The sequence below is a fragment of the Leisingera sp. M527 genome (assembly GCF_025141525.1).
In the GTDB taxonomy this organism is placed as follows: Bacteria; Pseudomonadota; Alphaproteobacteria; order Rhodobacterales; family Rhodobacteraceae; genus Leisingera.
Genome location: NZ_CP081037.1, coordinates 2,917,370 through 2,931,629 on the forward strand (window position 1 = coordinate 2,917,370; position 14,260 = coordinate 2,931,629).

General features: G+C 62.5%; 16 protein-coding genes. 10 read left to right on the forward strand and 6 right to left on the reverse strand.

Annotation, left to right across the window (positions count from 1 at the left end; genetic code table 11):
- Positions 1-77 precede the first annotated feature (77 nt).
- Complete coding sequence (locus K3555_RS14590) at positions 78-584, forward strand: DUF2244 domain-containing protein (protein ID WP_260008545.1); 507 nt, start codon at positions 78-80, stop codon at positions 582-584.
- Between the two features lie 120 nt (positions 585-704).
- Here K3555_RS14590 and K3555_RS14595 read toward each other — a convergent pair whose 3' ends face one another.
- On the reverse strand, positions 705-1,304 hold the full coding sequence (locus tag K3555_RS14595; RefSeq protein ID WP_260005927.1) for a hypothetical protein: 600 nt from the start codon (positions 1,302-1,304) through the stop codon (positions 705-707).
- A gap of 51 nt (positions 1,305-1,355) precedes the next feature.
- On the opposite strand from K3555_RS14595, the gene K3555_RS14600 reads away from it, so the two are divergent.
- On the forward strand, positions 1,356-2,162 hold the full coding sequence (locus K3555_RS14600) for a hypothetical protein (RefSeq protein ID WP_260005929.1): 807 nt from the start codon (positions 1,356-1,358) through the stop codon (positions 2,160-2,162).
- Positions 2,163-2,196: 34 nt separating this feature from the next.
- On the opposite strand, the gene K3555_RS14605 is transcribed toward K3555_RS14600, so the two are convergent.
- The gene (locus K3555_RS14605; protein WP_259997715.1) at positions 2,197-2,670 is read right to left on the reverse strand and encodes a GatB/YqeY domain-containing protein; all 474 of its coding nucleotides are present in this window, start codon (positions 2,668-2,670) and stop codon (positions 2,197-2,199) included.
- A 179-nt stretch (positions 2,671-2,849) separates the two neighbouring features.
- Between K3555_RS14605 and carA the strand changes: the two genes are divergently transcribed.
- Both carA and K3555_RS14615 read left to right on the forward strand, forming a co-directional pair.
- The gene (gene carA / locus K3555_RS14610; RefSeq protein WP_260005933.1) at positions 2,850-4,010 is read left to right on the forward strand and encodes a glutamine-hydrolyzing carbamoyl-phosphate synthase small subunit; all 1,161 of its coding nucleotides are present in this window, start codon (positions 2,850-2,852) and stop codon (positions 4,008-4,010) included.
- 109 nt (positions 4,011-4,119) lie between these two features.
- Positions 4,120-6,054 (forward strand): glycosyltransferase, encoded by a 1,935-nt coding sequence (locus K3555_RS14615; RefSeq protein WP_260005934.1) that lies wholly within the window; start codon positions 4,120-4,122, stop codon positions 6,052-6,054.
- On the opposite strand, the gene K3555_RS14620 is transcribed toward K3555_RS14615, so the two are convergent.
- Positions 6,014-6,658 carry a GntR family transcriptional regulator gene (locus K3555_RS14620; RefSeq protein WP_259986515.1) on the reverse strand — a complete coding sequence of 215 codons (645 nt, stop codon included), beginning with the start codon at positions 6,656-6,658 and terminating at the stop codon, positions 6,014-6,016. The genes K3555_RS14615 and K3555_RS14620 overlap by 41 nt on opposite strands.
- Before the next feature lie 142 nt (positions 6,659-6,800).
- On the opposite strand from K3555_RS14620, the gene K3555_RS14625 reads away from it, so the two are divergent.
- The 4 genes from K3555_RS14625 to K3555_RS14640 all read left to right on the forward strand — a co-directional run bounded on the left by K3555_RS14625 (position 6,801) and on the right by K3555_RS14640 (position 9,839).
- A complete protein-coding gene (locus K3555_RS14625) occupies positions 6,801-7,445 on the forward strand; it encodes a pyrimidine 5'-nucleotidase (protein WP_259986523.1) in 645 nt (214 codons plus the stop codon).
- Positions 7,446-7,608: 163 nt separating this feature from the next.
- On the forward strand, positions 7,609-7,857 hold the full coding sequence (locus tag K3555_RS14630; RefSeq protein ID WP_260005936.1) for a hypothetical protein: 249 nt from the start codon (positions 7,609-7,611) through the stop codon (positions 7,855-7,857).
- A gap of 79 nt (positions 7,858-7,936) precedes the next feature.
- Complete coding sequence (locus K3555_RS14635) at positions 7,937-9,133, forward strand: UbiH/UbiF family hydroxylase (RefSeq protein WP_260005937.1); 1,197 nt, start codon at positions 7,937-7,939, stop codon at positions 9,131-9,133.
- Position 9,134: 1 nt separating this feature from the next.
- Positions 9,135-9,839, forward strand: a complete 705-nt coding sequence (locus K3555_RS14640; protein ID WP_260005938.1) for a M50 family metallopeptidase — start codon at positions 9,135-9,137, stop codon at positions 9,837-9,839.
- Here K3555_RS14640 and K3555_RS14645 read toward each other — a convergent pair.
- The 3 genes from K3555_RS14645 to K3555_RS14655 form a co-directional block, all read right to left on the reverse strand.
- Positions 9,836-10,960: an aminotransferase class V-fold PLP-dependent enzyme gene (locus tag K3555_RS14645; protein WP_260005940.1), complete on the reverse strand. Its 1,125-nt coding sequence runs from the start codon at positions 10,958-10,960 to the stop codon at positions 9,836-9,838. The two genes, K3555_RS14640 and K3555_RS14645, sit on opposite strands and share 4 nt — an antisense overlap.
- Before the next feature lie 201 nt (positions 10,961-11,161).
- Positions 11,162-11,620: an Lrp/AsnC family transcriptional regulator gene (locus K3555_RS14650; RefSeq protein ID WP_260005941.1), complete on the reverse strand. Its 459-nt coding sequence runs from the start codon at positions 11,618-11,620 to the stop codon at positions 11,162-11,164.
- Positions 11,617-12,072, reverse strand: a complete 456-nt coding sequence (locus K3555_RS14655) for an Lrp/AsnC family transcriptional regulator (protein ID WP_260005942.1) — start codon at positions 12,070-12,072, stop codon at positions 11,617-11,619. Before K3555_RS14655 ends, K3555_RS14650 begins: the two co-directional genes overlap by 4 nt.
- A 132-nt stretch (positions 12,073-12,204) precedes the next feature.
- On the opposite strand from K3555_RS14655, the gene ilvC reads away from it, so the two are divergent.
- Positions 12,205-13,227 carry a ketol-acid reductoisomerase gene (gene ilvC, locus K3555_RS14660; RefSeq protein WP_260005943.1) on the forward strand — a complete coding sequence of 341 codons (1,023 nt, stop codon included), beginning with the start codon at positions 12,205-12,207 and terminating at the stop codon, positions 13,225-13,227.
- A gap of 89 nt (positions 13,228-13,316) precedes the next feature.
- Complete coding sequence (locus K3555_RS14665; protein WP_260005944.1) at positions 13,317-14,249, forward strand: DMT family transporter; 933 nt, start codon at positions 13,317-13,319, stop codon at positions 14,247-14,249.
- Positions 14,250-14,260: the final 11 nt, after the last annotated feature.

The following is a 14,260-nucleotide window of genomic DNA, read 5'->3' on the forward strand; positions in this document are numbered from 1 at the left end:
ATAACCCGCAGTGGAAATCCGGGCTTTCCGGCACATCATTTATGAAGAACCCACTTTGCGCAGCAGGCGTTGAACAGATGCCCTACAACTGGACCCGACCGCAGCAAAACGCCGTACGCGAGCTGCACCTCTGGCCGCATCAATCGCTGCCACCGCAGGGCTATGTGCGGTTCCTTGGCTTGACTGCGGCACTGATCTGCGTGCCGCTGATCCCTGTTCTGGGATCTTTCCTGCTGTGGGGGCTGCTGCCGTTCCTGCTGCTGGCCCTGTTCGGCATGAAATGGGCGCTGGACCGCAACCGCCATGACCACCAGATCCTGGAGGTGCTGACCATCGGGAAAGAAGAGGCCCGTCTGGAGCGGATCAATCCCGATGGCGGCCGTCAAAGCTGGCGCTGCAACCGCTACTGGACCCGCGTCGGGATGCACCACCGCGACGGCCCGGTGCCGCATTATGTCACCCTGCAGGGCGGCGGCCGCGAAGTGGAGATCGGAGCGTTCCTCTCAGAAGAGGAGAGAATTGCGCTGTTTGATGAACTAAGTTCCGCCATACACGGCACTGAAGTGCCCTTGCCGCCCCGGTGACCGCACGCGCAGCCAGAAGACAAACACATCTGCCAAAGTACCGCTTACCTTCACGCGCCCGGCTGCGATAATTCTTCACCGCTTGTCATCTTCTCTGAAACGGGCCAGAAATCTAGCAAGCTATTTTGAAACAGGCCCTTTTCGCACATGACCGAACACTCTCTGGCAGAACGCAAATGCGCCCGGCAACAGCGGGATTTCAAAGAACTGTTCCGCGCGCAATATGTTCTCAGCCGTGACGCCGGGCGAACCTATCCCGGCTGGGAAAAGACCAGCCTGCAGGGCTGGACATTGCACCATGGTACGGCGCTGATGATCCGTCCGATACTGGATAGCACCGGATACAATTGCGGCCTGCTGCTCGGCCATGCATAGAAACCGGGCGGTACATTGGTTCAGGATGCTCTGCTCCTGCCAGCGGCGGCCGCCAGCCCGGATTTCGCGCATTGCGTCGATCGGGAAATTACAGAGCTTGGCGGCCGTTACCTTGCTGTTGTTCTGACCCAGGACCTGTCGCGCGTCTATGGCGATCCGGTTTTTGACCTTCCAATGCTCTATGATTCCGCAGAGCAGAAACTTGCCAGTTCGCTTGGGCTGATTCTGGACAGGAACATCGAACCGGATCCAGACATCAATATACGTGCGGTTCTGGCCGGACGGGAGAATATGAGCTTTCAGCGCAGTCTTGACCGCAATGTGCGCCGCGCCGTGGCCAATCACTATGTGGATCTGACAGATTTTTCACTGCACCGCCATTGGCCATACCCGGATATGCAGCTGGACCTTCCGCCGAGCGGGATCGGCGCAGCCGCCGCCGAAATCTCAGCTGGCCTTGCGGCCAATATTGCCGCGCTTGCTGCCAGGCATGATTGTGCACTGCCCGTCACCGGAGGCCGTGACTCCCGCATACTGCTGGCCGCCGCCCTGCCCGCGGCACAGCAGATCCGGCAGTTCGTTTGCCACAGGTTTCACAACCCATCACGCAAGGATGCCAAAGCCGCTCAGAGGATCCTGGCCTCAGTTGACTTGCCCTTGACCCAATATTTCAAACAGCCCCACAGTCACGCCCTGCTAAAGGACATGCGTCTGAAAATGGGGTGGTCGGGGTTCCGGGGCGAGCTTGCGGCGCTGCCCATGATCCATGATTACCCGCGTGACCACCTGATCCTGCGTGGCAACAATCTTGAGCTTCTGCGCGCCACCCAGTGGCGGCGTGACAAGATTGGCGAGCCGCTGCATATGAAACATGCTATCCGACGCCTGGGCGTCTCGGCTTCGCTGGGCTCCCGCAAGGCGATCCGCAAGTGGCAGGACGACTACATACGCTGGTATGACACGCTGCCATCAAATGCCCGGCCCAAGGTCTACGATTGGGCCTGGCTGGAGTTCTCACAACCTAATTTCCAAGGCCCGTATTTCACCGGCTACCACCATTTGACGATGATTAACCCGTTCAACGAGCGCCGCCTGCTTGCGCAGGCGATCGCCATGCCAGTTCTGGAACGTCATCAGGGGCAGGCAGTAAACAGCGTAATCGAAGCGGCCTACCCGCCGTTCCTGGAGATCCCGTTCAACTAAGACCTGCCAGGCTGCCAATCAGCAGGGCGCGGGATCAGCAGCCGCCTTTGCTGCAAAGCTGGTCCTTGACCATGGGGCCGGCTTTGCCGAAATCCATCTGGCCGGTGTATTTCGCCTTCAGCGCACCCATCACCTTGCCCATGTCGCGAATCGATTCGGCGCCGGTTTCCGCCACCGCCGCAGTGATCGCCTCGCCGGCTTCCTCGTCGCTCAGCTGCTGCGGCAGGAATTCCTCGATGATGGAGATTTCGCCCAGTTCCCGCTCCGCAAGGTCCAGCCGCCCGCCTTCTTCATAGGCGCGCGCACTTTCGTTGCGCTGCTTGGTCATCTTTCCCAGGATGGCAAGGATTTCCCCTTCACCGATACCGCCCTCTTCACCATCGGCGCGGGCGGCGATTTCCCGGTCCTTGATCGCCGCGTTGATCAGCCGCAGCGTACACAGCCGCTCCGCTGCCTTGTCTTTCATCGCTTGCTTCAAGGCCTGATTGACCTGTGTGCGCGTATCCATCGTAGTAAGCATCCCATGGTTGCCGGACACCGATGGTTATCCATTCTGCACCCGCTGTGCAAGTTTACTATAAATTTCCTATTCCAGACCCCGCGTCTGCCTGCCCGCCGCTGCAGGCTTGACCCGCTTGGGCGCTCCCCTTACAAGCCGATGAATTTCACCGCATGGAGACTCGCGCAATGGCCGCTTCCGCCCCGTCCAAGCCCACCGCATGCCTGGCGCTCGCAGATGGCACCGTCTTTTACGGCACCGGTTTCGGCGCCACCGGCGACACCGTGGCCGAGCTCTGCTTCAACACCGCAATGACCGGCTATCAGGAGATCATGACCGATCCCTCTTACGCCGGCCAGATCGTCACCTTCACCTTCCCGCATATCGGCAACACAGGCGTGACGCCCGAAGATGACGAGACCGGCGATCCCGTCGCGGCCGGAATGGTGGTGAAGTGGGACCCGACCCTGGCCTCAAACTGGCGTGCCACCGAAGAGCTGAAATCCTGGCTGACCCGCACCGGCCGCATTGCCATCGGCGGTATCGACACCCGCCGCCTGACCCGCGCGATCCGTCAGCAGGGCGCACCGCATGTCGCCCTGGCACACGACCCCGACGGCAATTTCGACGTTGAGGCGCTGGTTGCCAAGGCCCGCGAATGGCCGGGGCTTGAAGGCATGGATCTGGCCAAGGACGTGTCCTGCGCGCAAAGCTACCGCTGGGACGAAATGCGTTGGGCCTGGCCGGACGGCTATGCCCGCCAGGAAGCGCCTGCGCATAAGGTTGTGGCCATTGATTACGGCGCCAAGCGCAACATCCTGCGCTGCCTGGCCAGCGCGGGATGCGACGTGACTGTGCTGCCCGCCACCGCCACCGCCGAGGAAGTGCTGGCGCATAACCCCGACGGGGTGTTCCTGTCCAATGGCCCTGGCGACCCCGCCGCTACAGGTGAATATGCGGTGCCGATGATCCAGGACGTCCTGAAGACAGAATTGCCGGTTTTCGGCATTTGCCTGGGCCACCAGATGCTGGCACTGGCGCTTGGCGCCAACACCGTCAAGATGAACCACGGCCACCACGGCGCCAACCACCCGGTCAAGGAGCATTCCACTGGCAAGGTTGAGATCACCTCGATGAACCACGGCTTTGCGGTGGATGCGCAGACCCTGCCGGAAGGCGTGGAAGAAACCCATGTTTCGCTGTTTGACGGCTCCAACTGCGGTATCCGCATTTCCGGCCGCCCGGTCTATTCGGTGCAGCACCACCCCGAGGCAAGCCCCGGCCCGCAGGACAGCTTTTATCTGTTCGAACGCTTTGCCGAGGCCATGGCCGCACGCAAATCTGCGTAAAAAAGCTGTTAACCATGCTGCCGGACGGCATGGTTAACACTGCATTTACCAATTCTTAAACCCCCGCCGCCAGCCTAAAGCCCTCAGGTGTTTTTGTTACGGGGTAGCGATGGGTTTTGTGTCTCAGCCGCTGCGGCAATTCCGCCCGCCGCGGCCCGCCGGGGAGTATTCTCCGGCGCTGCCGCCGCCGGTAAATGGCCGCAGCATGATGAAGGCGCTGGTGCTGCGCCAGCACCAGAAGGCCGCCCTTGGGCGGGTGCTGGTGGCCGAGGGGCTGGCCAGTGAAGACCAGGTCCAGGACACGCTGGCCCGGCAATACCGGATGCAGCGCGCCGACCTCAGCGGACAGGTCGTCAATCCCCGGCTTCTAGCCCGTAAACCCGCCCAGTTCTGGCTCCGCCACTCTGCGCTTCCGTGGATGCAATTCGGCCAAACCGTCACCGTTGCCATTGCCCACCCGGACCAGTTCGAGATGCTGCGCGGCGAACTGCAGGACAGTTTTGGCTGCATAACGCCGGTGCTGGTCTGCGAAGCGCAGATCACCGCTTTGCTGACCGCGTATTTCAGCCCCGCCCTGGTGCGCCAGGCCTGCTGCAGCGTGACTTCGCGGCAAAGTTGCCGCAGCCTGCAGCCTGCAAGGGGCCGCGCATTGCTGACAGTCTGTGCCCTGCCCGCGCTTTACCTCGGCTGGACCGCCCCTGCGGCGGTCTTCACCGCTCTCAGCCTGGTGGCGCTGCTGTCGGTGCTGCTATTCACCATGCTGAAGCTTTGCGGGCTTGCAGCCTATTGGTCCGGCCGGACCCGCTGCCGGCCTCCGGCGCAGATGCCCCTGGCCTGTCAAACCGGCTTGGGCAGCCGGCCCGTCATCTCTATCCTGGTGCCGCTTTACCAGGAGGCCGAGATCAGCCGTGCTCTGCTTACCCGCATCCGCAAGCTCAGCTACCCGCCGGCCCTGACCGATGTGATCCTGGTGCTGGAGGAACATGACACCGTCACCCGCGCAGCCCTTGCAGCCACCCGCCTGCCGCCTTGGATCCGGGTGGTTGAGGTTCCGGCCTTTGGCGGGCTGACCACCAAGCCGCGGGCGCTGAACTATGCGTTGAACTTCTGCCGTGGCGACATCATCGGTGTCTGGGACGCCGAGGATGCGCCGCAGGCGGATCAGCTGGACCAGGTGGCGCAAGCCTTTGCCCGCGCCGGCAAAAACACTGCCTGTTTTCAAGGTGTTCTTGACTACTACAACCCCGCCACCAACTGGATTTCCCGCTGCTTCACGCTGGAATACGCCAGCTGGTTCCGCATCGTTCTGCACGGAATTTCCCGGCTTGGCCTGGTGGTGCCGCTGGGCGGCACGACAATGTTCATCCGCCGCAAGGTGCTGGAGGAACTCGGCGGCTGGGATGCCCATAACGTCACCGAGGATGCGGATCTGGGTGTCCGGCTTTACCGCGCCGGCTACCGCACCGGAATGCTGCCCAGCACCACGTTTGAGGAAGCCAACTGCCGTCCCTGGCCCTGGGTCAAGCAGCGCTCGCGCTGGCTGAAAGGGTTCATGGTGACCTATCTGGTGCATATGCGCCAGCCGCTGCGGCTGTTGGGTGACCTTGGCTGGAAACGGTTCCTAGGGTTTCAGGCGTTCTTTCTGGGCACCATCGGGCAGTTCCTGTTTGCGCCGGTATTGTGGTCGTTCTGGCTGATAGCGCTTGGCCTGCCGCACCCCAGCGCCGGCACGGCTTCGCCGCTGCTGCTGTCGCTGGCGGCCGCGGCGCTGGTGTTTTTCGAGTTGCTGGGACTGGTCATCAGCGTCACCGCCGCCTTTGCCATGGGGCGGCCCTGGCTGGCGGCCTGGGCGCCTGCGATGATCCTCTACTATCCGATGGGCGCCATTGCTGTCACCAAAGCAGCGCATGAGCTGCTCGTCCGGCCGTTTTTCTGGGACAAGACGGCGCATGGCATCAAACCCGCATCCAAATGCCGCGGTGCCTGGCTTTGGGGCTGGCGGTTTATCCCCGCCCGCTGGCGTCCTGCTTCAGCCGGGTCATGAAAGCAATCGAGATATGTTCCTTCAGCGCCTCGCCCGCTGCTGCCTCGTCGCGGCGGCCGATTGCATCAACGATACCCTTGTGCTCGGACTGGGCAATCTCGCTGCGGCCCTCGGCGGCCAGCGAGGTCGTCGCCATCAGCGCCATGGTCCGGTGCACCAGGTCCAGCTGCTGCACCAGATAGCGGTTGTGCGACGCCAAATGGATCTGTTCATGGAACCGGCGGTTAGCCTTGGACAGCGCCAATGGATCACTGATCAACTGGTCGTCGGCCTCGACCATTTCTTTCAGCACCTTGATCTCTTCTTCGGTGGCATGGCGCGCCGCCAGCTGTGCTGCCAGCCCTTCCAGCTCGCGCCGGACCACATACAGCTCGGCCATCTGGTTGTGGTCGAGCGAGGCAACAATCAGCGACCGCCCGTCACGCTCCAGCAGCGATTGCGTTTCCAGCCGCTGCAGCGCCTCGCGGATCGGAGTGCGCGAGACGCCAAAGCGTTCGGCAAGATCGCTCTCCACCAGCCGGTCGCCGGGCTTGTAAACGCCAACGTCGATCGCCTCGAGGATCAACGCATAGGCATCTTTCTGGTTGCTGCGGCTCTGGCTCATGGGTCTTCCTGTCATTTCCGGTTTGCCAATCTCTACAGCGCAGCGGGCAGCAATCAAGCCTGATGGCGCTAAAGCGCTGAAAACCCGCAGTCAAAATGCGCTTTTGATTGCAATAGCGGCATCCGCCCCGTAATCCGGCACCATGCCCAAGCAATCCTTTTCCCATGTCACCCAATGGGTGTTCGATCTCGACAACACCCTGTATCCGCCGTCAGCACGGCTTTTTGACCAGATCGAGGTCAAGATGACGGCCTATGTGATGGCGGCCCTAGGCGTGGATAAGGCCAAGGCCGACCACCTGCGCAGCCATTACTGGCGCGAACACGGCACCACATTGGCCGGGCTGATGCGCGAGCATGATCTGGATCCGGAACCCTATCTGGTGGCGGTGCATGACATCTCGATGGAGCCTCTTGAAAAGGACGCTGGCCTGGCTGCGAACATCCGCAATCTGCCTGGTCAAAAGTTCGTTTATACCAATGGTACCGCTCCATATGCCGAGCGGGTGCTGGCCGCGCGCGGGCTGTCGGGGCTGTTTGACGGCGTCTATGGCGTGGAACACGCGGATTACCACCCCAAGCCGGAACGGCGCGCCTTTGACCGGGTCTTTGCCCGCGCCGGCGTAACCCCGGACCAGGCGGCAATGTTCGAGGATGACGCCCGCAACCTTGCCGCCCCGCACCAGATGGGAATGCGCACGGTGCATGTGGCGCCGGAACCGGTCAGGGCCGCGCACATTCATCATCATTCGGAAGATTTGACGGGTTTTCTGGCTGCTCTGGCCTGAGGTCCTGTCTCTGCAGGCGGCGCCTTTCGAGGTCTTTTGCCGCCTTCAAGGATGTGTACAACTGCACACCGGCAAATCTTTGCAACTGCGGCAAAATACACCTGTTTGCCGCATGTTTTCCTCCCTATATGCGCCCCGAAACCGAATGCTTGGAGCCCGACCGATGAGCGCATATGCCCTTCCCGAACGCCTGACCCTGATGCAGCGCATGCTGTTTGCCGTTCCGCTGCTGGGACGGATGATCAAAGAGGTCGCCTATGGTCCAGAGGAAAACCTCTATTACGCCATTGCAACGCTGGTCAGCCTTTGGGGCTGTTCGATCCTGCTGTTCGGAATTCCCGGCCTCTACATCCCGGCGGTCTGCATGGTGCCGGTGGTGTTCACGCTGCTGATCTCCATCACCCGCGGCTAAGCGCCCTATCTGCCGCTATCGGCTTGTCTTCCCCCGCTGTCCGGGCCTATTTCTGGCGGCAGAACGGAGGGCTGAGACGATGGCCGATACCTGCGATATCCTGATTTCCGGCGGCGGCATTGCGGGTCTGACCGCGGCCGCCGCTTTTGCGTCCAGCGGTTTCAGTGTGATCTGCGCCGATCCCGCCCCGCCGGTGACCGAGCGCGACGCCGAAGGCTCCGACCTGCGCACCACAGCCTTTCTGCAGCCCGCCCAGGCGCTGCTGGAGCGCTGCGGGATCTGGGCGCGGCTGGCGGATCACGCCGCGCCGTTGCAGGTCATGCGCATCGTCGATGCCGGCGGTGCGCGGCCCGAACCGCGGGTGGTCAAGGATTTCAACGCCGCCGATATCTCCGGCCAGCCGTTTGGCTGGAACCTGCCCAACTGGCTGTTACGGCGCGAGATGATTGCCCGGCTGGCAGAGCTGCCCAATGTCGATTTGCGCTTTGGCACCGGCACCACCGGCCTGTTTACCCGCACCGATGAGGCACGCGTCACCCTCAGCGATGGCAGCCAAGTGACCGCAAAAATGGTGGTGGCTTGCGACGGCCGCAACTCGCCGATGCGCGAGGCGGCGGGCATTCCGGTCAAGACAACCCGCTACGGGCAAAAGGCGCTGGCCTTTGCCGTCACCCATGTGGTGCCGCATGAAAATGTCTCAACCGAGATCCACCGCTCCGGCGGGCCGTTCACTCTGGTACCCCTGCCCGACTACCAGGGCCAACCGTCCTCGGCGATTGTCTGGATGGAACGCGGCCCCAAGGCGCAGGAGCTGCTGAACCTGGAACCGGCAGCGTTTGAGGCGGCCATGACGACACGCAGCTGCGGGTTGTTCGGCGATTTGAAACTGGCCTCGCGCCGCACCATCTGGCCGATCATCAGCCAATCGGCAGAGCGGCTGAACGGCGAGCGGCTGGCGCTGATGGCCGAAGCCGCCCATGTGGTGCCGCCGATCGGCGCGCAAGGCCTCAACATGTCGCTTGGCGATCTGCGCAGCCTGCTGGAGCTGGCCGAGGCCCGCCCCGAAGGTCTGGGCGATGCGCAAATTCTGGCCGCCTACCACAAGGCCCGTCACAACGAGATCATGCTGCGCGTGAAAGGCATCGACCTTTTGAACCGCACCTCGATGCTGGCGCCGCGCCCCCTGCGCGACCTGCGCGCATTCGGCCTCAATGCGCTTTATTCGCTGGCCCCGGTGCGCCGGACGCTTATGCAGATGGGGCTTGGTGTGAAATAGCATGCGGGCAGCCGGACGCTTTCTGAAAGGCCACTGGCAGCTCCTCTGCCTGACGCTGGCCATCGCCGCCCTCTGGCAGACCCCGGCACTGCTACCCTTGCGCATCCTCACTGTATTTCTGCATGAATTCTCCCATGCTGCCATGACCTTGCTGACCGGCGGCGATGTAGTCAGCCTGTCCATCGACCCTTACGAGGGCGGCAGGGTGGTTTCACGCGGCGGCAGCCGGTTCCTGACGCTTACCGCAGGCTATACCGGCTCGCTGCTGATCGGCTCTGCCCTGTTCGTGATTGCCCTGCGCACGGATTGGGACCGCAAGGTGCTGGCGCTGTTCGGAACCGTCACCCTTGTGATCGCAGTTTTTTATGTCCGCGATCTCTTTGCCCTCACGTTTTCCTTTGCAACGGGCGCACTGATGCTGGCGGCATCCCGGTATCTAAGCCTGAATATCAATGACATGATCCTGCGGGTGATCGGGGTCAGCAGCATGATCTACGCGCCGCTCGACATCTGGGACGACACGATTGCGCGCTCCTACCTGCGCTCCGACGCGCGGATGATGGCCGAGGAGTTCGGCGGCGCAACCATGCTGTGGGGAGGCATCTGGCTGGCCATCAGCCTTGGGGTAATCTGGCTCACCCTGCGCCATGGGCTGGGCCGCACAAGCAATATCCCCTTGCGCAGCCCAGTCCGGATTTTGCGCTAAAGCACCTGATCCACGACCGATTTCAGCCGCGCGATGGTGGCATCCACGTCATAAAGCTTGTCGAGGCCAAAGAGCCCCAAGCGGAAAGTGCGGAAATCCGCAGGCTCATCGCATTGCAACGGCACGCCGGCCGCGATCTGGGTGCCCAGCGCCAGAAACTTCTTGCCGTTCTGCACATCCGGATCAGTGGTGTAGCTCACCACCACACCCGGCGCGCCAAAACCGTCCGCGGCAACCGAGGTGATGCCCTTTTCCTTCAGCATCGCCCGCACGCCGTCGCCCAGCGCCCACTGCGCATCGCGCAAGCGGTCGAAACCGTATTCCTTGGTCTCCAGCATGGTATCGCGGAACGCCTTCAGCGCATCAGTCGGCATGGTGGCGTGATAGGCGTGGCCGCCGTCCTCATAGGCTTTCATGATGGTGCGCCACTGCTTAAGGTTGATGGCAAAGCTGTCCGAGGCGGTTTCTTCCAGCCGCGCCAGCGCACGGTCCGAGAACATCACCAGGCCGGCAGAGGGCGACGCGCTCCAGCCCTTCTGCGGCGCGGAGATCAGCACGTCTACACCGGTCGCCTTCATGTCCACCCAGGCGCAGCCCGAGGCAATGCAGTCCAGCACCACCAGCGCGCCAACCTCATGCGCAGCCGCGGCCATGGCGGTCACATAGTCATCGGGCAGGATCACACCGGCGGCGGTTTCCACATGCGGGGCAAACACGATATCCGGCTTCTGCTCATGAATCGCTGCCACCACATCGGCAATCGGTGCAGGCTCAAAGGGCGAGGCTGACTCGTTGCCGGTCCGGCGTGCCTTCATCACGGTGGAGGACGCGGTAAACCCGCCCGTCTCGAAAATCTGGCTCCAGCGGTAGGAGAACCAGCCGTTCCGCACCACCAGCGCGTCGGAACCGCGGGCAAACTGGCGCGCCACCGCCTCCATCGCGTAGGTGCCACCGCCCGGCACCAGCGCCACGGCTTCGGCGTTATAGACCTCTTTCAGCATCCCGTTGATGTCCAGCATCACGGTCTGAAAGGTCTTGGACATGTGGTTGAGCGAGCGGTCGGTGAAAACCACCGAAAATTCATCCAGACCCTGCGGGTCCACGGTATCGAGCAGTGCCATCTGGGCCTCCGTTGATATTCCTCAATTAACGGCTAGCCGGCGCCGCGCGGTTTGGCAAAGCCTACCGTGGCATACAGTGCTGCCGCCGTTCTCCGAAGGGGGATACTGGCGAAATGGAACGGAAAAGACAGCCCAAGCACGACAGAAATCACCCGCATTTGCGCCAAGCGAGTTTCGGATCGGCAACAAAGGTGCGCCGGGTCACCCCAGCGGCCCCGGCCTGCGCTCCTCGCTCAGCAGCACATTGGCCTCAACATTGCCCACTCCCGGCAGGGTCATCACCCGACGGCGCAGCACCCGTTCGAAATCCGAGATGTCCCGCGCGGTCACCCGCAAGCGGTAGTCATACATGCCCAGCACATGCTCCACCGTCTGCACCTCCGGAATGGCGGAAACCGCGCGTTCGAAATCCTCCAGGCTGACCCTTCCCTTGGTCGCCAGTTTCACCCCCAGAAAGACGGTGACGCCAAACCCCAGTTTCTCCTTGTCGAGTTCCAGCCTGCGTCCCGCGATGATGCCCGTCTCCTGCAGCCGCTTGATCCGCCGCCAGGTGGCAGGCTGGCTGAGGCCCAGCTGCCGCCCCAGCGCCCCTGCGGACAGCGTCGCATCCTCCGACAGCCCCCGCAGAATGGCAAAGTCAAGATCGTCCAGCGTGTTCATACCGGCAGCACCTCGTCCGATTTGATCCGCGCCACATGCATCAGCGCCTCGATGTCGGTGATATGCGGCAGGTTCAAAATGGCGGCGCGGTAGATCTGCTGGTAATGCGGCATGTCCCGCGCGATCACCGAAAGCCGCACATCGACCTGGCCGAGGAATGTCTGGATCTCGATCACCTCGGCAATACCGCGGGCCGCCTCGATGAACTCGTCAAAGGCGCGCGGGTTGGTCTTGTCCAGCGTCACCCGCAACGACACCTCCACCGTGTAGCCTAGTGCGCGCCAGTCGATTATCGCCCGCTGGCCCAGGATCACGCCGCCCTCGCGCAGCTTCTCCAGCCGCCGCGACAGGCGCGAGGCCGTCATACCCAGCCGTTCGGCCAGATCCGGAATCGGTTGCCCCGGCTCGCTTTGCAGATGGCGCAGAATGCGCCGGTCAAGATCATCAAGCATGAATTTATCACTATCATGAGAAATGGCGAATAACTACGGCAAATAATCCGCCAAATTCACACGGAACGGCAATCGCGTTCCCCGCCCACATGCCTATGATGCCCTCAAACACCAATGGAAAGGACGTGGATCATGCGCGTTTATTACGACCGCGATTGCGATGTGAACCTGATCAAGGACAAGAAAGTGGCCATCCTGGGCTATGGCTCCCAGGGCCACGCCCACGCGCTGAACCTGCGCGACAGCGGCGCCAAGAACCTTGTCGTTGCGCTGCGCGAAGGCTCCCCCTCCGCCAAGAAAGCCGAAGGCGAAGGCCTGAAGGTCATGGGCATCGCAGAAGCGGCCGCCTGGTGCGACGTCATCATGTTCACCATGCCCGACGAACTGCAGGCTGAGACCTACAAGAAATACGTCCACGACAACATCAAGCCGGGTGCCGCCATCGCGTTTGCCCACGGCCTGAACGTGCACTTCGGCCTGATTGAGCCGAAAGAAGGCGTCGACGTCATCATGATGGCGCCCAAAGGCCCCGGCCACACCGTGCGCGGCGAATACACCAAAGGCGGCGGCGTGCCCTGCCTGGTTGCGGTTCACAACGACGCCACCGGCAAAGCGCTGGAAACCGGCCTGTCCTATTGCTCCGCCATCGGCGGCGGCCGCTCGGGCATCATTGAGACCAACTTCCGTGAAGAATGCGAAACCGACCTGTTCGGTGAGCAGGCGGTTCTGTGCGGCGGCCTGGTTGAGCTGATCCGCTGCGGTTTCGAGACCCTGGTCGAAGCTGGCTACGCGCCGGAAATGGCCTATTTCGAGTGCCTGCACGAAGTGAAGCTGATCGTGGACCTGATCTATGAAGGCGGCATCGCCAACATGGACTACTCGATCTCCAACACCGCCGAGTACGGCCAGTACGTCACCGGCCCGCGCATCCTGAAGTACGACGAAACCAAAGCCCGCATGAAAGAAGTGCTGAACGACATTCAGCAGGGCAAATTCGTCCGCGACTTCATGCTGGAAAACGCAGTTGGCCAGCCGACCATCAAAGCGTCCCGCCGTGCCAACGACGAGCACGCGATCGAGGCAACCGGCGCCAAGCTGCGCGGCATGATGCCCTGGATTTCGGCCGGCAAAATGGTCGACAAAGAGAAGAACTAAGGCGCCCGCGGAACCCTCCGCTGACCTTACCTCTGCAGGGCGCTCCGATCTGGGGCGCCCTTTTTCATTGATTACATTGAGGTTCCGCCATGCCAGACTCCCCCGGCGCCGCCAATTGGGCCAAGCTCCTGTTCCTCGGTGTGATCTGGGGCGCGTCCTTCATGGCGGTGTCGCTGGCGCTGCGGGGCTTCCCGCCGATGACCATTGCCGCGCTCAGGATCTCCATCGGCGCGGTCTGCCTGCTGGGCGTGGTCTATGCGATGGGCATCGGCTTGCCGTCCCCGCGCGCCCGCGAGGGCCGCATCATCTGGGCCTGCGCCTTCGGCATGGGGTTCTTCACCAACGCGCTGCCCTTCACCCTGCTCAGCTGGGGGCAGACCTATGTGGCCAGCGGCTTTGCCGGGGTCTGCATGGCCGTCGTACCGCTGTTTGTGCTGCCGCTGGCGCATCTGCTGGTGCCGGGCGAGCATATGACCCTGCGCCGCACCCTCAGCTTCCTGATCGGCTTTGCCGGTGTGGTGGTGCTGATCGGGCTCGACGCCTTCCGCTCCGCCGGGAGCGATTTTGAATCGCTTGCGCGCCTGGCCTGTCTTGGCGCCTCTCTGTGTTATGCCATCGGCTCGATCATCACCCGGCTTTGCCCGCAAGTGAACATGCTGTCGCTCTCTGCCGCGGCGCTGCTGTGCGGTGCTGCTATGATGACCCCGGCAGCCCTCTGGGCCGAAGGCGTGCCGGAACTGCCCGCCGCGCTGCCGCTGGGCGCCATCATCTACCTCGGCCTGCTGCCCACGGCGCTGGCGCAGGTGCTGCTGGTCCAGGTCGCCCGCAGTGCAGGTCCTGCATTCCTGTCCACCGTGAACTATCAGGTGCCGGTCTGGTCGGTGATATTTGGCGCCGCCCTGCTCGGGGAGACATTGCCGCCGCAGTTGTTTGCAGCTTTGGCTTTGATCCTCGGCGGACTGCTCCTCAGCCGCAACCGCCGCCCGCGCGCGGTCAAGGGTCAAAAACACTTCGATCGATAACAAAGCAATTG